Annotated in this window: 15 protein-coding genes and 1 pseudogene; 4 read left to right on the forward strand and 12 right to left on the reverse strand. The window is 74.8% G+C overall.

What is annotated here, in order from left to right; translation table 11 throughout:
* The first annotated feature begins 51 nt into the window (after positions 1-51).
* Positions 52-1,335 carry a coenzyme F420-0:L-glutamate ligase gene (locus MPTA5024_RS23225; protein WP_036327971.1) on the forward strand — a complete coding sequence of 428 codons (1,284 nt, stop codon included), beginning with the start codon at positions 52-54 and terminating at the stop codon, positions 1,333-1,335.
* A gap of 15 nt (positions 1,336-1,350) precedes the next feature.
* On the opposite strand, the gene MPTA5024_RS23230 is transcribed toward MPTA5024_RS23225, so the two are convergent.
* From MPTA5024_RS23230 to MPTA5024_RS23240, 3 genes are all read right to left on the reverse strand, one after another.
* Positions 1,351-3,102, reverse strand: a complete 1,752-nt coding sequence (locus MPTA5024_RS23230; protein WP_036327973.1) for a substrate-binding and VWA domain-containing protein — start codon at positions 3,100-3,102, stop codon at positions 1,351-1,353.
* 195 nt (positions 3,103-3,297) lie between these two features.
* Positions 3,298-3,930 (reverse strand): DedA family protein, encoded by a 633-nt coding sequence (locus MPTA5024_RS23235; RefSeq protein WP_051458546.1) that lies wholly within the window; start codon positions 3,928-3,930, stop codon positions 3,298-3,300.
* Positions 3,923-4,561 (reverse strand): class I SAM-dependent methyltransferase, encoded by a 639-nt coding sequence (locus tag MPTA5024_RS23240; RefSeq protein WP_084369930.1) that lies wholly within the window; start codon positions 4,559-4,561, stop codon positions 3,923-3,925. Before MPTA5024_RS23240 ends, MPTA5024_RS23235 begins: the two co-directional genes overlap by 8 nt.
* Before the next feature lie 135 nt (positions 4,562-4,696).
* Between MPTA5024_RS23240 and MPTA5024_RS23245 the strand changes: the two genes are divergently transcribed.
* Together MPTA5024_RS23245 and MPTA5024_RS23250 are read left to right on the forward strand one after the other, a co-directional pair.
* Positions 4,697-5,965, forward strand: coding sequence for a sensor histidine kinase (locus tag MPTA5024_RS23245; RefSeq protein WP_036327976.1), 1,269 nt, complete (start codon positions 4,697-4,699; stop codon positions 5,963-5,965).
* Positions 5,944-6,603 (forward strand): response regulator transcription factor, encoded by a 660-nt coding sequence (locus MPTA5024_RS23250; RefSeq protein ID WP_036327979.1) that lies wholly within the window; start codon positions 5,944-5,946, stop codon positions 6,601-6,603. The genes MPTA5024_RS23245 and MPTA5024_RS23250 overlap by 22 nt, the downstream gene beginning before the upstream one ends.
* Before the next feature lie 6 nt (positions 6,604-6,609).
* Here the strand turns inward: MPTA5024_RS23250 and MPTA5024_RS23255 are convergent, their stop codons facing one another.
* The 6 genes from MPTA5024_RS23255 to MPTA5024_RS23280 form a co-directional block, all read right to left on the reverse strand.
* A complete protein-coding gene (locus MPTA5024_RS23255) occupies positions 6,610-9,312 on the reverse strand; it encodes a bifunctional FO biosynthesis protein CofGH (protein ID WP_084369931.1) in 2,703 nt (900 codons plus the stop codon).
* A 50-nt stretch (positions 9,313-9,362) separates the two neighbouring features.
* Positions 9,363-10,340 carry a DNA-3-methyladenine glycosylase family protein gene (locus MPTA5024_RS23260; protein ID WP_051458547.1) on the reverse strand — a complete coding sequence of 326 codons (978 nt, stop codon included), beginning with the start codon at positions 10,338-10,340 and terminating at the stop codon, positions 9,363-9,365.
* Between the two features lie 67 nt (positions 10,341-10,407).
* On the reverse strand, positions 10,408-11,508 hold the full coding sequence (locus MPTA5024_RS23265; RefSeq protein WP_036327982.1) for a sugar phosphate nucleotidyltransferase: 1,101 nt from the start codon (positions 11,506-11,508) through the stop codon (positions 10,408-10,410).
* Between the two features lie 14 nt (positions 11,509-11,522).
* Complete coding sequence (locus MPTA5024_RS23270) at positions 11,523-12,650, reverse strand: glycosyltransferase family 4 protein (protein WP_036327984.1); 1,128 nt, start codon at positions 12,648-12,650, stop codon at positions 11,523-11,525.
* 277 nt (positions 12,651-12,927) lie between these two features.
* The gene (locus MPTA5024_RS23275) at positions 12,928-13,854 is read right to left on the reverse strand and encodes a lysylphosphatidylglycerol synthase domain-containing protein (protein WP_036329196.1); all 927 of its coding nucleotides are present in this window, start codon (positions 13,852-13,854) and stop codon (positions 12,928-12,930) included.
* 49 nt (positions 13,855-13,903) lie between these two features.
* Positions 13,904-14,755, reverse strand: coding sequence for a class I SAM-dependent methyltransferase (locus tag MPTA5024_RS23280; protein ID WP_036327986.1), 852 nt, complete (start codon positions 14,753-14,755; stop codon positions 13,904-13,906).
* 147 nt (positions 14,756-14,902) lie between these two features.
* On the opposite strand from MPTA5024_RS23280, the gene MPTA5024_RS23285 reads away from it, so the two are divergent.
* A complete protein-coding gene (locus MPTA5024_RS23285) occupies positions 14,903-15,853 on the forward strand; it encodes a lysylphosphatidylglycerol synthase domain-containing protein (protein ID WP_036327988.1) in 951 nt (316 codons plus the stop codon).
* A gap of 21 nt (positions 15,854-15,874) precedes the next feature.
* Here MPTA5024_RS23285 and MPTA5024_RS23290 read toward each other — a convergent pair whose 3' ends face one another.
* From MPTA5024_RS23290 to MPTA5024_RS23300, 3 genes and pseudogenes are all read right to left on the reverse strand, one after another.
* On the reverse strand, positions 15,875-16,948 hold the full coding sequence (locus MPTA5024_RS23290) for a glycosyltransferase family 4 protein (protein WP_036327990.1): 1,074 nt from the start codon (positions 16,946-16,948) through the stop codon (positions 15,875-15,877).
* Complete coding sequence (locus tag MPTA5024_RS23295) at positions 16,945-17,877, reverse strand: glycosyltransferase family 2 protein (protein ID WP_051458548.1); 933 nt, start codon at positions 17,875-17,877, stop codon at positions 16,945-16,947. The genes MPTA5024_RS23290 and MPTA5024_RS23295 overlap by 4 nt, the downstream gene beginning before the upstream one ends.
* A gap of 58 nt (positions 17,878-17,935) precedes the next feature.
* Positions 17,936-19,418: pseudogene (locus tag MPTA5024_RS23300) on the reverse strand (hypothetical protein); the annotation flags it as partial.

The raw sequence follows: 19,418 nt of genomic DNA on the forward strand, positions 1-19,418 counted from the left end.
TCCGCTGACCCGGCCGCCCAACGCCCTGAAGACCGCACACCGAGGAGACCAGTGCCTCACATCACCATCACCGGCGTCTCCGGCCTGCCCGAGGTCGGGGCCGGGGACGACATCGCCCGTCTCGTCGCCGAGGCGGCGCCGGACCTGCGGGACGGCGACGTCCTCGTCGTCACCTCGAAGATCGTGAGCAAGGCCGAGGGCCGCCTGCGCCGCGGCGACGACCGCACGGCGGCGATCCGGGAGGAGACGGCCCGCGTGGTCGCGCGGCGCGGCGACACCGTGATCGCGCAGACCCGGCACGGATTCGTGATGGCCGCGGCCGGGGTGGACGCCTCCAACACCGAGCCGGGGACGGTCCTGCTGCTGCCCGAGGACCCCGACCGCTCGGCGCGGGAGATCCGCCGCGGGCTGCGCGAGCGCCTCGGGGCACGGGTCGGGGTGATCGTCTCCGACACCTTCGGCCGTCCCTGGCGGCACGGGCTCACCGACGTGGCTCTCGGCGCGGCCGGCGTGCGGGTCGTGGACGACCTGCGCGGGCGGGCCGACGCGTACGGCAACCCGCTGAACGCCACGGTCACGGCGCTCGCCGACGAGATCGCGGCCGCGGGCGAGCTGGTCAAGGGCAAGCTGTCGGGCGTCCCGGTGGCCCTCGTGCGCGGCCTGGAGGGCCTGGTCACCGAGGAGGACGGGCCGGGCGCCCGCGTCCTGGTCCGCCCCGCGGACGAGGACATGTTCCGGTACGGCGCGGCCGACGTCGTCTTCGCCCGCCGCACGATCCGGGAGTTCTCCGCCGAGCCGGTCGACCCGGCGGCCGTGCGGCGCGCGGTGGCCGCGGCCGTCGCCGCGCCCGCGCCCCACCACACGACGCCCTGGCGGTTCGTGCTGGTGGAGTCGCCGGAGACGCGCACGGCCCTGCTGGACGCGATGCGGGACGCCTGGATCCAGGACCTGCGCTCGGACGGCTTCTCCGAGCAGTCGATCGCCCGCCGGATCAGGCGGGGGGACGTGCTGCGGAACGCCCCGTACCTCGCCGTGCCCTGCCTGGTCATGGACGGCTCGCACACCTACCGCGACGAGCGTCGGAACGCCGCCGAGCGGGAGATGTTCGTGGTCGCCACCGGGGCGGGCGTGCAGAACTTCCTCGTCCAGCTCGCGGTGGAGGGGCTCGGCTCGGCCTGGGTGTCGTCCACGATGTTCTGCCGGGACGTGGTGCGCAAGGTCCTCGACCTGCCCGCGAACTGGGACCCGATGGGCGCGGTCGCCGTCGGCCACGCCGCCGCGCCGCCGCGGGACCGGCCGGGCCGCGACCCGGGCGACTTCCTCCTCACCCGCTGACCGGCGGGACCGGGGTCAGGGGCGCGGGCAGGTCGGGTGGCACAGCCGCCGGGCCAGCGCGGACAGGAACACGTCGATGATCTGCCCGGGCTCCTGGGCCACGTACAGCTGGCCGTTGGTGACCGAGACGATCTCGTCGAGCGCCTGCCGGTCCGCGCCCTTGCCGAAGGCCACCACGATGATCTGCACGGGCTTGTCGGGGTTCCACTCCGAGCGCAGCGCCTCGACGAGCTTCTCCCTGGTGATGCCCTCGCCGTCGTCCCTGCCCGCCGTGAGCAGGAGCAGCGAGTTGCTCATCAGGGGGTCGTAGCCCTTGGAGACCGAGCGGAAGCCGGCGAGGATCGAGTCGTACAGGGAGCTGCTCCTGCCGGTGAGCGGCTTGATCCCGTCGGCCAGGCGGTAGAGGGCGGTCCTGCGGATCTCCTGCCCGCTGCCGGGCTTGGTGATCGGGCCCAGGCTGACCAGCTCGCGCTGGTCCCTGCCGTCCGTCAGGTCCCTGGCGAACTCCCACAGGCCCATGTCGGTCTCGTTCGGGAACAGCTGGAGGCCGAGCTTCGCGGCCTGGACGGCGACGTCGAGGCGGGTCTGGCCGCCCGCCCTGATCGGCTCGGCCGTCTCCTTGGAGACGTCGGCGAGGACGAGGATGCGGCTCGGCGGCGCGAGCCTGCTCCAGGCCTCCAGCGCCTCGTCGATCACCTCGGGCGTGATGGACGGCCGGGGCCGCGGCTCCTGCGTCGGGATGTCGTCGCCCACGGCGAACGGCGGCTCCTTGCCGTCCGCCGTGCGGAAGCCGGCGTGCCGCACGGACTCCTGGACCGCCGGCGTCCGCAGGTAGGACGCGAACATCCGGGAGGCGGCGGCCCTGTCCGGGTCGGACGCGGTCACGACGTACGGGTAGTCGAGCTCGATCGTCCCCTCCTTGGGCTGGAGGGCCGTGATCGGCTCGACGGCCACGTCGCGGTTGTGCTCCCACACCGACTGCTCGGGGACGATCGCGACGGGCCGCGCCCAGAAGCCGGGCGCGTCGACGGCCGACAGCATGCTCCGGTAGTCGGGCGCCGATCCCGACTGGGCCATCCGCACGAACGCCGTGAGGTCCTTGTTCGCCTTCTCGCCCGTCCCGACGATGTCCCGGGCCGCGGCGACGGTCGCGATGCCCGCCCCCGAGACCGAGGGGTCGGGGATCCGCACGACGTCGGGCTCGTGGCCGGTGGGCTGCAGCCGTCCCCTTACGGTGGAGGGGAAGACCATGTCCCAGCTCATGGCCGTCCCCCCGGCCGCGAACCGCTGCGCGAGCGACCTGCGGGTGGCGAACACGAGCGGGGAGGTCGCCACCACGGTCTCGTCGGCCGCGATGTCCTGGGCGCCCTGCTTGCGGGCCAGCCGCACCCACACCGAGGAGTCGGCGATCCATCCGTCCGGGCGGTCGGGCAGGACGCCGGCCCGGTCGCCGATCAGGGTCCGCAGCACCGGCGCCGGGGGCTGCTCGACCACCTGCACCTGCACGCACCGGCCCTCCACACCCGCGCCGGTGGCGTTGAACCTCTCGGCCGCCTCCATGGCGGGCGGCGCGATGTCCACGGCCGCCGCGACGTCGACGAGCACCGGATCCCGGGAGGAACACGTTCCTCCGGTCCGGGTGGCGAACAGGTAGACCCCTCCGGCGACGATCGCCACCACCGTGACGACGGCGACGATGCTGCGCCGCCTGGCCTGCCGACGGCGCCGCTCGGCGGTGGAGGCGGCGCGGTGACGACCGTAGGGCACGGTGCGGGTCCTTCCCGGTTCATGTCGCGAACGGCTTCGGGGGCAGGTCACGGTCCGGCGCGAAACGGTCACGCGTCCGCCGCACAGAGTGACGATTCTGCCCACCGGCACCGCCCACGGCGCAAGTGTGTCGAACCGGAATATATAGAACTTGTTATATCTCGCTGTCGAGATCCTCGATCTCGGCGGACGGCGTCAGACCGGCGCGCCGCAGCGGCCCGGCCCGGCGGGCGGCCCGTCCTCCCCCGCGCCTCCCCGGCTCCTCACGTACACGACGACGAGGACCAGCGCCACGGCCACCGCGCCGGCGACGGCGAGGTGCCCGGTCACCGCGTCGACGAGGTCGGGGGCCGACCGGCTGAGCGTCACGAGGGTCGCCGCCCACGCCGCCGCCGTCGGCACGCCGACCCGGGCGAACGTCCGGTACGGCATGCCCGCCCAGCCCGAGAGCCGGGGCACGAGTGTGCGGGCGCTGCCGATCCACTGGCCGCCCGCCACGGCCCAGGCGCCGTGCCTGTCCACCATGCGCCGGGCCCGCTCCCACGCCGACGGCGCGAACCGGTCCGCCAGGCGGTGGATGGAGGCCGCGCCCCTGCGCCTGCGGCCCTGGGCGTACGACAGGTGCGTGCCGGCGATCTCGGCCGCCACGACCACGGCGATCGTCCAGGCGAGCGGCAGCACGTCCACGCGGGTGAGGTAGCCGAGGGCCACGAGCACGGTGGTCCCCGGCAGGACGACCCCGGCGAGCGTCCCGGCCTCGGCGACGATCAGCAGCCCCGCCACCAGGAGCAGAAGGGGCACGGGAAGATGCCCGAGCAGGTCAGACATGGCCGACCGGCCTCCGGCACACGTACGCGAGACCGGGCGGGACGTTGCGCCAGACCGGCCCGGTGGTCAGCACCTCGTCGAAGGCGGCCCGCAGGCGCCCGCGGAACCGGCGCGCCCGGGCGAGGGGCACCGCGTGCAGGTACGTCACGGTCGTGAACGCCCCCGAGGGCCGCAGCACCCGGCCGATCTCGCCGAGGACGGCCTCCTGCCGGTCCTCGGGGAACAGCGACCACGGCAGCGTGCTGACCACGGCGTCGGCCCGGTCGATCCCGCGTGACGCCAGCAGCGCGCCGAGCCGGGCCGCGTCGCCCTCGATCACGTCGAGCCAGGGCCGGGCGCGGTTCAGGTGCGTCACCATGCCCGGGTCGATCTCCACCGCGACCTGCCGGGAGCCGGGGGCGAGCCGCCGCCGGATGGCCTCGCTGATCGCGCCGGTGCCGGGGCCGAGCTCGACGACCACGGCGGCGGCGGTCGTCGGCACCACGGCGGTGAGCGCCCGCGCCAGCGCGGGCGAGCTCGGGGCGACCGCCCCCACGACCCCCTGCCGGCGCAGCGCCACGGCCGCGAACGCCCTGAGATCGGAGACCTCCGCGGCGTCCCGTCCCGGTCTGTGCTGGACTGTCTCGTTCATGTGGCCAATCAGATCGGCCCGGGGCAGGTGCCCGCCAGGAGCCGCGGGCTACTCGTGGGGGTATGCCCAGCCCTACCTCCACAGGTGGCCCGGGCCGTCTTCGGTCCGCCGGCGCGGGGCCGTAGGGTCGGTGGGGTGCGCCCACACAGCGCCTGGCAGGCCGTCGTCCGGCGTGACCTGCTGGCGACCTCGCTGCCCTGGCGCGCCCTCGCCTACCTGGTGACGGGCGCGGCCGTCGGCGTGGTCGTGCTGGTGCTCCTGGTCGCCTCGCTGGCCGCGTCCGCCCTGCTCACGCTCGTCCTGGTGGGCGTCCCGCTGCTGGCGGCGCCGGTGCTCGGCGCCGTCCCGCTGGGCGCGCTCGAACGGCGGCGGCTGCGGATCATGGACGCCGAGGCGGCCCCGAGCCCGCACCGCCCTGCCGGACCCGGCGCCCGCGCCTGGCTGGGGACGCGCCTACGGGAGCAGGCCACCTGGCGGGCCCTCGCCTACGCGGTCCTGCTGGCCGTCGTGCTCGGTCCGATCGAGCTGATCGCCGTGACGTACGGCCTGGTGGTCCCGCTCGTGATGATCGGCGCCCCGATCAGCGTGGCGGAGGCCGGCCCGCTCGTCCTGATGAAGTTCTGGCCGCTCGACACGTTCACCGAGGCCTTCGCCGCGGCGATCCTGGGGGTCCTGGTGCTCGTTCTGGCCGCGTATCCGATCACCGCCCTCGCCACCGCCCACGCCGCGCTGGCCCGGCTGCTGCTCACGCCCACCCGGGCCGAGTCCGGCGAGCGGCTCGCCGAGCTCACCCGCTCCCGCAGCCGCCTCGTGGAGGCGTTCGAGGCCGAACGGCGCCGCATCGAGCGCGACCTGCACGACGGGGCGCAGCAGCGCCTCGTCGCGCTGACCATGACGCTCGGCCTGGCCAGGGTCTCCGGCGGCGACGAGTCCGCCGCGCTCGTGGCCCGGGCGCACGAGGAGGCGAAGCTCGCGCTCGCGGAGATCCGCGACCTCATCCGCGGCATCCACCCGCGGATCCTCGTCGACAGGGGGCTGCCGGCCGCGGTCGCGGAGCTGGCCGACCGGTCGCCGGTCCCGGTCGAGGTCGACGTGGACGTGCCCCGCCGGCTGCCCGGCGTCGTGGAGTCCATCGCGTACTTCGTCGTGAGCGAGGCCCTGGCCAACGTGGCCAAGCACAGCCGGGCCGAGCGGGCCTGGGTGCGCGGACGGCTCGACGGCCCGATGCTCGCGGTGGAGGTCGGGGACGACGGCGTGGGCGGGGCCGACGCCTCCGCCGGCACCGGGCTCGCCGGCCTCGCCGACCGCGTCTCGGTGCTCGACGGCAGGCTGACGCTGTCGAGCCCGGTGGGCGGCCCCACCCTGCTGCGCGCGGAGATCGAATGCCCGCCGACCGCTCCCTGACCGTCGTCGTCGCCGAGGACGGCGTACTGCTCCGCGAGGGGCTGGCCACGCTGCTGGCCCGGTTCGGCCACCGGGTTGTGGCGTCGGTGGGCGACGCAGAGACGCTGGTGGCCGCGGTCGAGGAGCACGTCCCCGACGTCGTCCTCACCGACGTGCGGATGCCGCCCGGCTTCTCCGACGAGGGGCTGCGGGCCGCGGTGGCGCTGCGGGCCGCCCACCCGGGCCTCGCCGTGCTGGTGCTGAGCCAGTACGTCGAGCAGACCTATGCCGCCGAGCTGCTCGACTCGGGCGACGGCACCGGCGTGGGCTACCTCCTCAAGGACCGGGTCGGCGACGTCGAGGAGTTCGTGGACGCGCTGACGACGGTCGCGGGCGGCGGCACCGTCGTCGACCCGGAGGTCGTCCGCCAGCTCCTGCGCCGCCGCCGCGACCCGCTGCGGCGGCTCAGCCCCAGAGAGCGGGAGGTCCTCGCCCTGATGGCCGAGGGCAGGTCGAACAACGCGATCGCCCGGGCGCTGGTGGTGTCCGAGGCCGCCGTGGGCAAGCACATCGGCAACATCCTGGCCAAGCTCGACCTGCCGCCGGACGAGGACGCCCACCGCCGCGTCCTCGCCGTCGTCACCTTCCTGCGGGGCTGAGGCCCTTCACGAGAGCAGCGGCACCGTCCTGCGCACGCTCCGGCAGACGCCGTCGCTGCGCTCGGCCGCGGCCAGCCGCTCAGGGCTGGGCGTGCCGTACGAGGTGGTGCGCTGGCGCAGCGGACGGCCGGTGGGGGCGACCATCGCGGCGATCTCGCCGATGGTCTTGTACGACCCGTTCTCCGAGCCGGCCATCCGGCTGATCGTCTCCTCCATCAGCGTGCCGCCGAGATCGTTGACGCCGCCCTGGAGGACGTCCCGGCACAGGTCGTCGCGGAGCTTGACCCAGGAGCACTGGATGTTGCGGATGGCGCCGTGCAGCATGATCCGGGCGAGGGCGTGGACGGCCCGGTTCTCCCGGGCCGTGGGCCCGGGACGGGCGATGCCCGCCAGGTAGATCGGCGCGCTGTGGTGCACGAACGGCAGCAGCACGAACTCGCTGAACCCGCCCGTCTCCTCCTGGATCGACCGGATCAGCCGGATGTGCCGCACCCAGTGCTCGTGGGTGTCGACGTGGCCGTACATCATGGTCGAGGTCGTCGGGATGCCGAGGCGGTGGGCCGTGGTGATCACCTCGACCCACTCGCGGGTGGGGAGCTTGCCCTTGGTCAGCACCCACCGGACGTCGTCGTCGAGGATCTCGGCGGCCGTGCCGGGCAGCGAGTCGAGACCGGCCTCGCGGGCGGCCTGCAGCCATTCGGCGACCGACAGGTTCGTCCGGCTCGCGCCGTTGATGACCTCCATCGGCGAGAACGCGTGGACGTGCATCTCCGGGCAGCGCTCCTTGACGGCCCTGGCGATGTCGAAGTACGCGGTGCCCGGCAGGTCGGGGTGGATCCCGCCCTGCATGCACACCTCGGTCGCCCCGGCCTCCCACGCCTCCTGCGCCCGGTCGGCGACCTCGGACAGCGACAGCGTGTAGGCGTCCGCGTCGGTGCGCCGCTGGGCGAAGGCGCAGAACCGGCAGCCGGTGTAGCAGACGTTGGTGAAGTTGATGTTCCGGTTGACCACGTAGGTCACCTCGTCGCCCGCGGCCTCCCGGCGCAGCCCGTCGGCGATGCGGGCGAGCTCGTCCAGCCCGGCGTCGTCGGCTCCCGCGCCGGTGGGGTCGCCCGCGAGCCCCAGCAGGGCCAGGGCCTGGTCGTCGGTCAGCCGGGCCGGGTCGCTCTCTGCCTGCCGGAGGGCCTCCCGCACCGCGCCGTCCACGCCGCCGGTACGGGTCTGCTGGGGCAGCCGGTCGCGCAGGGCGTCCCAGTCGCCGTACACGCTGTCGAAGTCGTCGCGCCGGTCGGCGCTGCGGCCCTCGGTGTCGACGGCCGTGTGCAGGTCGGACCGGCCGCTGGTGGCGAGCCCGGCGAACCCGCCGTCCGGCTCCTGCCAGGGGCGGCCCTCGGGAACCGCCCCCTCGCGGGCCAGCCCGGTCTCCGGGTCGGCGAGCGCGGCCACGTGCCCGGAGAGCCGGGGGTCGAGCCAGGGCTCGCCGGCGAGCACGTACTCGGGGTAGATCGTCAGCCGCTCCCGCAGCTCGAAGCCGGTGGCGGCGGTGCGGGCCGCGAGGTCGTCGATCTGCGGCCAGGGGCGTTCCGGGTTGACGTGGTCGGGCGTGAGCGGGGAGACGCCGCCCCAGTCGTCGATGCCGGCGCGGACCATGAGGGCGTGCTCGTCGCCGATGAGGTTGGGCGGCGCCTGGATCCGCACCTTCGGGCCGAGGACGAGCCGGGCCACGGCGATGGTGGCCGCGAGCTCCTGGAGGTCGGCGTCCGGCATGCCGCGCATGGCGGTGTCGGGCTTGGCCCGGAAGTTCTGGACGATCACCTCCTGGATCCCGCCGTACTCACGGGCGACCCGGCGGATCGCGAAGATCGACTCGGCCCGGTCCTCGATCGTCTCGCCGATGCCGATGAGGATGCCGGTGGTGAACGGCACGTTCGACCGTCCGGCGTCCTCAAGCACCCGCAGCCGTACGGCCGGGTCCTTGTCCGGGGAGCCGTGGTGCGGCTGCCCCTTCTCGGTGAACAGCCGCTCGGAGGTGGTCTCCAGCATCATCCCCATCGAGGGCGCGACCGGCTTGAGCCGCTGGAGGTCCCGCCAGGTCATCACCCCGGGGTTGAGGTGCGGGAGCAGCCCGGTCTCCTCCAGCACCCGGATCGCCATCGCCCGGACGTACGACAGCGTGTCGTCGTAGCCGTGCGCGTCGAGCCACTCGCGGGCCTGGTGCCACCGGTCCTCCGGCCGGTCGCCCAGCGTGAACAGGGCCTCCTTGCAGCCCATGGCGGCGCCCTCGCGGGCGATCTCCAGCACCTCGTCGGGGGACAGGAACGCGGCGGGCAGCTTGTGGGGCGCGGTGGCGAACGTGCAGTAGCCGCACCGGTCGCGGCACAGCCGGGTCAGCGGGATGAACACCTTGCGGCTGTAGGTGATGACGCCCGGCCGCCCGGCGGCGGCCAGCCCGGCGTCGCGCACGCGCGACGCGTGCGCCAGCAGCGCGTCGAGGTCGTCGCCGCGGGCTCGCAACAGGATCGCCGCCTCGGCGGGGTCGAGGGTCTTGCCGTCCCGCGCCCGGGCCAGCGCGCGCCGCGTCCCACTGCTGGAGGAACCGCCGGGGGAGCCGCCGGAGGAGGGCGCGGGCCGGGCGTCCTCCGTGGGGGACGGGCCGGTACGGGTGGTGTGATCGGCGCTGTTGCCGTTCGGGGCCTGCTCTGCCGTCATAGGCGCACCCTACGGCCACCAGGGTACGGCGAACGCACCCAGCCCCCGGGTCAGAAGGACCGGTAGTCCCTGGCCGGCATCCGCGGCCCCCGGGCGGGCGGGCGCATGCCGGTGAGCTCGATCAGCCGGACCACCCTGTGCCGGTGGCCCCGGAACGGTTCGAGGAGCTCCAGCATGCCCGCGTCGTCGGTCTTGCGGCCGGTCAGCGCCCAGCCCACGATGCTCGGCAGGTGGTAGTCGCCCACGCTGGGCGCGTCCGGGTCGCCGTGGGCCCGCTGGCGCACCTCGGCCGAGGTCCACACCCCGATGCCGGGGAGCGCCCGCAGGAGCCGGTCGGCCTCGGCCGACCGCACCCCGCCACCCGTGGCCTCCAGCTTGTCGGCGTGGCGGGCGGCGTTGACGATCGTCCTCGCCCGCACGGCCTCCGCGCCTGCCCGGTGCCAGTCCCAGGAGGGGACGCGCATCCAGACCTCGGGCGGCGGCGTCACGAGCATCCCGGAGGGCGCCGGTCCCGGCGCGGGCTCCCCGTACGTCCGCAGCAGCCACTTCCAGGCCCGCCAGGCCTCCCGGCCGACGACCTTCTGCTCCAGCACGGCCGGCACGAGCGCCTCGAACACCCGCAGCGTCCGCCCGATGCGCAGGCCCGGGCTGCGGGCCGCGATCCCGGCCACGAACGCGGCCGTACGGGCCGTGGCGGGGTCGGAGCGGCTCCCCGCGAGGCCGGACAGCAGGCGGGCGAAGCCGTCCACGTCGTCGTCGGCGCCCAGGAGGGCCGGCAGCTGCTCCAGCAGCCAGCCCGCGCCGGGTCCCCAGGCCTGGCCGCGCACCTCCCCGCCGTTCTCGGTGACGCGCAGGGTCGCGGGGCCGTCGGGGGTGCGGGAGGTGCGCCAGACCGCCCCGTCCGGTGTGCGCCGCCAGGCGGGGTCGCCTCCGCCGCGCCTGTGCGGCGACAGCGTCAACGCCAGGTCGAGCGGGGCGGACGGACGCCACCTGCGCTCGCCCGCGCCCACCACGCCGATCACGGTCATCCCGGTCGCCTCCCCCACCCAGTGTGCCGCGTGCCGGACCCGTCCCGCACCGGGCGGGCGGGACGGGTCACACGTCGCTGGAGAAGCGGACCGAGCACTCGGGGAGCCGGACGCCGGGCCAGACGCGCACGCCGGACATGAGCTCGTTGCCGGGCCCGATCTGCGCCTCGTCGCCGACGACCACCTGCCGCAGCACGGCGCCGGCGGAGACCCTCGCCCCGGTGCCGACGACGGAGTCGACCACGGTGGCGCCGGACGCGACCACGCAGTCGTCCGCCAGCACGCTGCCGCGCACGCTGGCGCCGGCCTCGACCGTGGCCCGCCTGCCGACGACCGTCCCGCCGGTCACCTTCGCCTCCGGGGACACCACGGCGCCGTCCATGAGGAGGAACTCCCCCGCAGGGCCGGGCAGGGCGGGCGAGTCGAGCCGGCCGAGCACGAGGTCGGCCGAGCCCTGCACGAACGCGGCCGGCGTCCCGACGTCCAGCCAGTACGACGAGTCGGCGAAGCCCAGCACGAGCTCGCCCGCCTCGATGAGGGACGGGAAGGTCTCCCGCTCGACCGACACCACCTGGCCCGCCGGGATCGTGTCGATGACCGAGCGCTGGAACACGTAGCAGCCGGCGTTGATCCGGTTGGTGACCGGGTTGGCCATCTTCTCGAGGAACGCGGTGACCCGGCCGTCCGCGTCGGTCGGCACGCAGCCGAACCGCGACGCGTCCTCCACCTCCGTCAGGTGGAGGGTCACGGCCGCGCCCCGGGACACGTGCAGGCCGACCTGGGCGGCGATGTCGTGGCCCGACAGGATGTCCCCGTTCAGCACGAGCACCGGCGACTCGGGCGGGCAGGTCAGGGCCGCGGCCGCGTTGCGGATGGCGCCTCCGGTGCCGAGGGGGGTCTCCTCGGTCATGTACACGATCTCGAGCCCGAGGGCCGACCCGTCGCCGAAGACCTCGGTGAACATCGACGCGCGGTAGGAGGTGGCGAACACCACCCGCCGCACCCCGTGCGCGCGCGCCTTCGCGAGCTGATGGGCGAGGAAGGGAACCCCCGCGGTCGGCAGCAGCGGCTTCGGCGTGCGCAGTGTCAACGGCCGCAGCCGGGTGCCCTGTCCCCCCACGAGGAGGATCGCCTCGAGGTCCGGCGAACGCAAAGAAGTCTCCCTCACAGCGCGAGGGTAGCCTAGCCCTCCACCGCGCGTCGGTACGACGCGAGATGGGCCTCCGCCGAGTGGCGCCAGGTGAATTCCTGCGACCGGGCGACCCCGGCGGCCGCCAGTTCCTTGCGCCGTTCCGGCGCCTCCAGGAGATCGCGCAGCGTCCGCCCGATGCTGTCCGCGTCCGGCTCGGTGTAGGCCACGGCGTCCCCGCCCACCTCGGGCAGCGACGTCCGGTGCGTGGTCAGCACGGGGGCGCCGCAGGCCATGGCCTCCAGCACGGGCAGCCCGAAGCCCTCGCAGCGGGACGGGAAGGCCACGAGGAGCGCGCCGCCGAGGAAGCCCGGCAGGTCGGCGAACGGCAGGTAGCCGGGGCGGACGACCCGGACCCGCGACGGCAGCCCGGCCACGGCCTCCTGGACCTCCTCCTCCCAGGCCGCGCCGCCGGCGAGCACCAGCGCGGGAGGGGCGGCGAGGTGCCCCACGGCCTGGCCGAAGCCGCGGATCAGGTTGGGCACGTTCTTTCGAGACTCGGTCACCCCCAGATAGGCGACGTACCCGAGGCCGTGCAGGCCGACGCGCCCGGCCACCCGGCGGACGTCGCGCTCGGACGGCGGGTGGAACAGCAGGTGGTCGACCCCGTGGTGGGCGACGTCGATCCTCGCCGGGTCGGCCCCGAGCACGCGGACGAGCTCCTCGCGGGTGGCCCGGGACGGCACGATCACCCGGTTGGCGTGGCGGACGGCCGTGCGGGTGGCGGAGCGGAAGAACGAGGCCTTGGCCGGGTCGTGCTGGTCGGGGTCGGTGAAGGCGGTGAGGTCGTGCACTGTGGCCACGGTGGGCAGGCCGGAGCCGAGGGGGATCGAGTAGAAGGGGGCGTGGACGACGTCGGCGCCGACCTGCCGGGCGAGCACGGGGAGGCCGGTCTGCTCCCAGACCAGCCGCTTGCTCCGGTTGGTGATGGCCGGCGGGCCGGAGACGATCCTGGCCGTGGGGGCCAGCTTGGCGTACCGCTCGGCGTCCGCCCGCTGGCAGACCAGCGCGAGATCGGCGCCCGCCTCGTGCAGGGCGGCGACCAGTCCGTCGACATACCTGATCAGGGCGCCGCGGTCGGCGGGTACGGCGGCCGCGTCGACGAGCACTCGGGGTGTCAAGCAGATCGCTCCCCTCGGTGAGGCCCGCCCCGCGGGGGTCTCCCGCGAGCGACCTCGGTGGTCCGGCGGTCATCCGGCGAGGGGGCTTGAGGGGGCTCGCGCGCCGGCGTGCGGCGTCCTCCCCCGGGGCTCCCTCAGCTTCACTCTATTCCGGGCGTCCCCCGAAACGTGAGCGATATCACATGCCGGACGTCTGTCCGTCATACGGATTTAGCGGCGATTGCACGGAAATGACTGACAGTCCGGCGGCTTGCGCGGCCGTGCCGCGATCCCCGGGTCATCCCCGGTCCGCGGTCTCCCGGGGTGCGGTCACCGCGCCGCGGCTGGCGAGCCCGGCCGCCCCCGCGCAGACGAGGTCGCCGACCGACACGATCAACCGGGAGCACAGGGCCGCGGCGATGGCAGCGGGACGGTCGAGCACCGGGGCCAGCGCGGCCACCATGGCGACCTCGCGGACGCCGGCGCCCGCCGGGGCGATCACCACGAGGAAGCCCAGGCACCAGGCCAGCGCGAACGCCCCGAAGCTCAAAACCACGGCGGACGGCCCGGCGCCGCCCAGCCCGTGGACGATCAGCGCGAGGTGCACGCCGTACGCGGCCCAGCCGGCGAGGGCCCAGCCGGTGGCGGCGAGCACGCCGCGGCGGGTGAGCGGCCGCTCCAGCGGAGGCTTGCGGATCCTGCGCAGCCCGAAGCCGATGACGCCGTTCACCACGGCCGGGTGGAGGGCCACGGCGAGCACCGGGATGAGCAGGAGCAGCCAGGCGTACCGGACGACCGACTCCCCCGCCAGCACCGGCAGCGTGACGGCGCCCACGAGCAGCCCGCTGGCCAGGTAGACCGGGTAGGTCAGGAAGAACGCGGCGGCGCTGCGCGCCCGGGGGATCCCGTGGTCGCGGCCCATCTCCATCTGGGCCAGCACCGGCCACAGCGACCCGGGGATGTACTTGCCGAGCTGGCCCACGAAGAAGATCTTCGCGGCGTCGGGGAGCGCCAGCGGCGACCCGAGATCGGCGAGCAGGGCCCGCCACATCATCATGCCGGCGCAGAGCGCGGCCAGGACCGCGAGCAGCGAGCCGCCCAGCTCGGCCCACGACAGCCGGGCGAAGCCCGCCGACACGGCGGACCACTGCCCGGCCACCGCCCAGACCCCGAAGCCGAGCGCGACGAGCAGGAACAGCCACCGGACGGCCCTGCGCCGGGTCACGCCGGCCCCTCCGGCCGTGCCGGTCCCCCTGCGCACGCCACGGCGGGCCTCACGGGGTCCTGACCGGCTCGGGTGGCTGCGGGAGCGGCCCGCCGAGCGGACGGCGCGGGCTCTTGCTGGCGACCCACAGGTACGTCGGGACGACGGGCAGCAGCGCGCGGAGCGCGGCGCGGGGAGCCTTCTCCAGGGTGCCCTTGGCCGCCCGGCCCACGGTCCCAGGGAACAGCTCGCCGCCGGCGAAGCGCTCGGGCGAGGCCAGCACGGGGAACGTGTAGTCCCAGACGTGGAACCCCGACAGCATGCGGCGCAGCCCGGCCCGCGTGCGGAAGCGCTCGTAGTAGTTGTCGGCCCGGCCGAACGCCCGCACGTACCGGTCCGCCGCCGCGGGCGGCAGGTAGGACAGGAACGGCAGCTTGTAGTGCGGCTCCACCACGCCGAGCCGGTTGCCCAGCCCCAGGTAGAGGACGCCGTCGTCGGACAGCACCCGGCGCATGTCCCGGACCACGGCGTCGGGGTCGACCACGTGCTCGTAGATGTGGTTGAACACGAGCACGTCCACCGAGCCGTCCGGGAACGGCAGGGCCTCGCCGTTCGCGCAGACGAAGCGCACCCGCTCGCCGAACCGCCCGGCCGCCTTCCTGAGCCCGGGGACGTCGATGTCGAGGCCGAAGGTGCGCTCCGCCCCCGCGACCGCGAGCTCGTCGGCGATGAACCCGGCCGAGCACCCGACGTCGGCCACCGTCAGCCCTGCGAGCACCTCGCCCGCGGGCGCGTCCTGCCGCCCCAGGAAGTGCGCGAGCACGGCGATGATCTTCGCGGCCTTGCGGCGGCGCTTCTCCTCGTCGAGCATCGCGGCCTGGAACTCGGAGTACTCCAGCTGCGCGGCGCGCTCCCCGCTCACCGGTCGATCACCGCTTCCGTGCCTGCTCTCGGATCCACGGTGCCCAACAGTACCTTCGCCGGGCGGGCCCCCGTCTCCGATCATGCGGACGCAAAGGCCCGGCGGGGACCCTACCGATCGGTAGCTTCCAGGCCCTACTCTTGGGCGATGCCTCGCCTCTCGCCGGGCCTGCCGCTGGGCCGCCTGCGCTCCAGCCCGCTCCTGCGGGTCCTGCTCGCCCTGCTCGCCCTCGGCTTCCTGGTGTACGGCCTGGGCCGCAACTGGTCGCAGACGTCGGCAGCGCTGGCCCAGCTGTCGTGGTGGTCGCTCGGGGTCGCGTTCCTGTCGGTGCTGGCCGGGCTCGGGCTCATGCTGGTGGCCTGGCGCGACATCCTCGCCGGCCTCGGCTCCCCGCTGCCGCTGCGGGTGGCCGCGCGGGTGCTGTTCGTGGGGCAGCTCGGCAAGTACATCCCCGGGTCGGTCTGGGCGTTCGCCGCGATGATCGAGCTGGCCCGCGACCACGGCGCACCTCCGCGGCGGACGTTCAGCGCCACCGCCCTGGGCCTGGTGACCTCGCTCGGCTGCGCGCTGGCCCTGGCCGCGGCCACGCTGTCGGGGGAGCTCGCCCGGGAGGCGTGGTACCTGCTCGCGCTGATCCCCCTCATCCTCGTCGGCCTCCACCCCCGGGTGATGACCTGGGGGCTCAACCTCGCCCTCCGGATCGCCGGCAAGGAGCCGCTCGACCGGGTCCTGAGCGGGACCGACATGGCCAGGGCGGCGGCCTGGACGATGGCCGGCTGGCTCGTGTACGGCGTGCACCTGTGGGTGCTCGTCGGCGGCCTGCGGCCGGGCGGCCCGTCCCTCTACGCGGTGGCCGCCGGGGCGTACGCGCTGGCCTGGGCCACCGGCATCCTCACCGTGGTGGTGCCGGCAGGCATCGGCGTACGTGAGGGGGCGATGGTCATCGCGCTCGCCCCCGTGCTGGACGCCCCTCGGGCCCTGGTCGTGGCGGTGGTCTCCCGGGTGCTGTTCACGCTCGCGGACGCCGCGTGGGCGGGCGTCGGCTTCCTGGTGGCGCGTACCGTCCCGGCCCGCGTGCCCGAGCCCGATCCGGCCTGACAGGACCGCCCGCCGGAGGTCTCACGCCTCCAGGAGGGCGTCCAGGTACGCCGCCCAGTGCGGCTCGGGGTCGACCGGGCGCACCCCGGCCCGCAGCCGCGCGGGCATCCCCGGCTCGTAGAAGCGTTTGATCGCGTCGGCCAGCGCGCCGGTCGAGCCGGGCTCCACCAGCAGCCCGTCCACGCCGTCGGCCACGTTGTCGGCGAACGCGCCCACCCTGGTCGCGATCACCGGGACGCCGTGCTCGTGGCCGAGCCACACGTTCTGGCTGGCCGTGGCCGAGCGGTACGGCAGCACGAGGGCGTCCGCCCGCGCGAACAGCCCCGGCACCTCCTCCGCCGCCACGTATCCCGGCCGCAGCTCCACCCGGCCGTCCAGGCCCAGCTCCGCGACGAGCGCCCGGGTCTCCTCAAGGCCGCCCCAGAACTCCCCCGCGACCGTCAGGCCCACGTCCGGCACCTGGGCGAGCGCCCGGAGCAGCACGTCGAGCCCCTTGTACGGGCGCACGATGCCGAAGAACAGCAGACTGCCGTACGGCTCGGCGGCGGCGGAGGCGGCGGAGGGGCGCGCGGGCAGATGCGGCGCGAGGGCGGACACCCGCACCGGGGCGGCGGTGAGCCCGGCGGCGAGCCCGGCCTGCTCCCGGGAGTGGACGAGCACGCCGTCGACGCGCCGGAGCAGGGCCCGCATCAGCGGGGCGTCGTACGGCTTGCGCTCGTGCGGCAGCACGTTGTGGCACAGCGCGACCACCCGGGTGCGGCGGCGCAGGCCGGCCAGGATGCCGAGGTAGGCGGGCACCTGCACCGGGCTGAGCACGGCGAGCACGACGAGGTCGGCCTCCCGCAGCCGCCGGCCGCAGCGGACCCACCCGTCGGGCCGCCGCCAGTCGAGGTCACGCCGGGTGCCCGGGTACGGCTCGCCCTCGGGGCTGTCGATCGTCTGCTGCCCGGGGTAGAGGAACGACGGGTACTGCGCCCGCCACGACTCGATCACCACGTCGTGCCCGCGGGCCCGCAGGCGGTGCGCCAGCTCCGTGGTGTGCTGCGCCCCGCCGCCCTTGTACGGGTACGTCGGGCCGACGAGCGCGATCCTCACGAATCGCCCCGCGAGCGCACGATCAGGTCGGCCAGCAGCGCCACCGCCCCGATCAGCATGCCGGACAGGAAGGTCACAATGGTGTTGCTGGTCAGGTAGAACCCGTACCTGACCACGTCGTACACGCCCTTGACGAGGCCGATGCCGACGAGCCAGAGCGCGGGCGGCATGAGGACCTTGAGCGGGTTGAAGTACATGACCATCCGCAGCACCTGCAGGATGTAGCGGTAGGCGTCGGAGACGAAGTTGAACTTCGACTTCCCGGCCCGCTTCGAATACTCGATCGGCAGGTAGTAGACGTCGTGCTGGTTCGACATGAACGCCAGCGTGATCGTCGTGACGCAGGAGAAGCCGGGAGGCAGCAGCCGCAGGTACGGCCGTGCCACCGACGCGCGGAAGGCCCGCAGGCCCGAGTTGAGGTCGGGGATCTTCTGCCCGGCCAGCCGCTCGGCGACCTTCCTGATGAACCACTTGGCCGGCACCCGGAGGAACTTGTGCGAGCCCTCCTCGGTGGTGCGGGCGCCCACGACCTGGTCGACCGTCTGGTCCTTCTCCAGGATCTGGACCAGCTCGGGGATCCGCTCGTTGGGGTAGCTCATGTCGGCGTCGGTCCACACGACGATCTCGCCGCGGGCCTCCTGGCTCCCGATCCGCCGTACGGTGCCCGAGCCGCCGTTGCGGTGGAACGCCCTGATCCGCATGTGGGGGAACCGCGGCGCGGCCTCCTGCAACCGGGCGAGCGTCTGGTCGGTGGAGCAGTCGTCCACCGCCACCAGCTCGTAGGTGTAGCCGCTCGCGTCCATGGCCGCGCAGATGCGCTCGACCTCATCGATGACGTGGTCCTGCTCGTTGTAACACGGCAGGACGATCGTCACGTACGGATTCTCTGCGGGAGTCACGGCGCTTCCAGAGGTCTCGGGCGTGGTCACGTCCGGTTAGGGTACTCTGCCCCGCCAAATCGCGGCCTCACTTCCACGGGCCGGAAACCTAACGGGCGACGGCCATCCAGACGTCGATGCTGAGGGACCAGGTGCCGTTCGGCGGGTCGGCGAGGGACCGCTCGTCCTGCCGCGTGCGCAGCTTCACCACGCGCACGGGCGCGCCATAAGGAGTGAGCTGCCGGGGGTCGGCCGCGAGCAGGACGGGCACGCGGCCGGTCCGGCGGACGGCGGCGACGAGCCGCACGACGTCGGCGGGGAGCGGCACGTCGCTCCCCGTGCGGTACGCGACGCGGGCCGCCGGCACACCGCACTCGCCCCGCACGAGCTGGGTGGCCCGGTCGCCCGTCACGCGTTCGGCCATCAGCACGGACGCGTTCCGCGGGAGGGCGTCGCACAGCCCGGCCACGGCCGCCGCCTCCCCCCGGTTGACCGGCGTGAACGCGGTCCCGATCGAGGTGATCACGGCGGGGACGACGAGCAGCAGGGCGCCCGCCGCCACCGCCGCACGGGTGGGCCGCCCGCGCCGCCGCAGCCGCTCGCGCAGCAGGCTCAGCCCCCAGGTCGCGAGCAGGACGAGCCCCGGGATCACGATGGGCACGAGCCGCCGGGACGCCCACGGATGGTCGGGCGTGATCGCGGGACGCCAGAGCGTCGTCACCGTCGTCCACCCGATGATCGCCAGCGGCAGCAGCCAGGCGAAGTCCCTTCCGCCGGCGAGCCGGCGCGCGAGCACGGCCGCCGCGACCGTGGCCAGCACCACCACGGGGACGCCGACGTACCAGATCACCCAGTAGAGGGAGTGCTCGTAGTACAGCCGGGTCGGGTCGACCGGCAGGTGGTCGGCGATCTGCGTCTTCTTGATGAAGTCCGCCGTCAGCCTGTCGTCCGGCGTGACGGCCACGCGGGTGACCGTCTGCACCCAGGGCCGTACGGCCAGGGCGGCCATGACGAGCACGACCAGGGCCGCTGCCAAGTCGGGCAGCCGCCGCGCGCGGGCGCGCGCCGCGGCCGGGATGCGCCCGATCCGGGCGGCGGCCAGGGGCGCGAGGGCCGTCCCGGCGGCCGTCAGCACGAGCACGGCGGCGCAGATGGCGAGCAGGGGCGTGAGCGAGCCCGACAGATAGGAGAGGTACGGCCGGGAGAGGAGGTAGCCGCCGGCCAGCCCCCAGGCGGCCCCGGCCGCGAGGCCGGCCAGTAAGGGCAGGCCCAGCCGCCCGTCAGGGAAGACCCGGCCGCCGCGCGCCGGGGCGCCGGACGCCTCCGCCCCGGTGCCGCCGTCCTCCAGGGGGCCCGACGCCCCCGGATCGCCGTCCTCGGAGGGGCCGGGCGCGCCTCGGCCGCCGTCCCCCGGCGGGCCGGACGGCTCCTCCGCCGCCTCCGCGCGCGTCCGGGAGACGCGGTCGAGGGCGATCAGGACGCCCGCGAAGACGAGCACGGGCAGCACGTCGCGCAGGCCGTCGATGCGCACGAGCAGGGCCAGGCCGAACGCCAGCCCGGCGAGCCCGGCCGTCGCCCGGGCGCCGCCCGTC

The sequence above is a fragment of the Microbispora sp. ATCC PTA-5024 genome, from assembly GCF_000511135.2.
Taxonomy (GTDB): domain Bacteria; phylum Actinomycetota; class Actinomycetes; order Streptosporangiales; family Streptosporangiaceae; genus Microbispora; species Microbispora corallina.

Bases quoted from the DNA above. Each gene is read 5' to 3' on its own strand.
- MPTA5024_RS23235 (WP_051458546.1), bottom strand. From the start codon at position 3,930: ATGTCTGACCTGCTCGGGCATCTTCCCGTGCCCCTTCTGCTCCTGGTG.
- MPTA5024_RS23240 (WP_084369930.1), bottom strand. From the start codon at position 4,561: ATGAACGAGACAGTCCAGCACAGACCGGGACGGGACGCCGCGGAGGTC.
- MPTA5024_RS23250 (WP_036327979.1), top strand. From the start codon at position 5,944: ATGCCCGCCGACCGCTCCCTGACCGTCGTCGTCGCCGAGGACGGCGTA.
- MPTA5024_RS23255 (WP_084369931.1), bottom strand. From the start codon at position 9,312: ATGACGGCAGAGCAGGCCCCGAACGGCAACAGCGCCGATCACACCACC.
- MPTA5024_RS23260 (WP_051458547.1), bottom strand. From the start codon at position 10,340: ATGACCGTGATCGGCGTGGTGGGCGCGGGCGAGCGCAGGTGGCGTCCG.
- MPTA5024_RS23285 (WP_036327988.1), top strand. From the start codon at position 14,903: ATGCCTCGCCTCTCGCCGGGCCTGCCGCTGGGCCGCCTGCGCTCCAGC.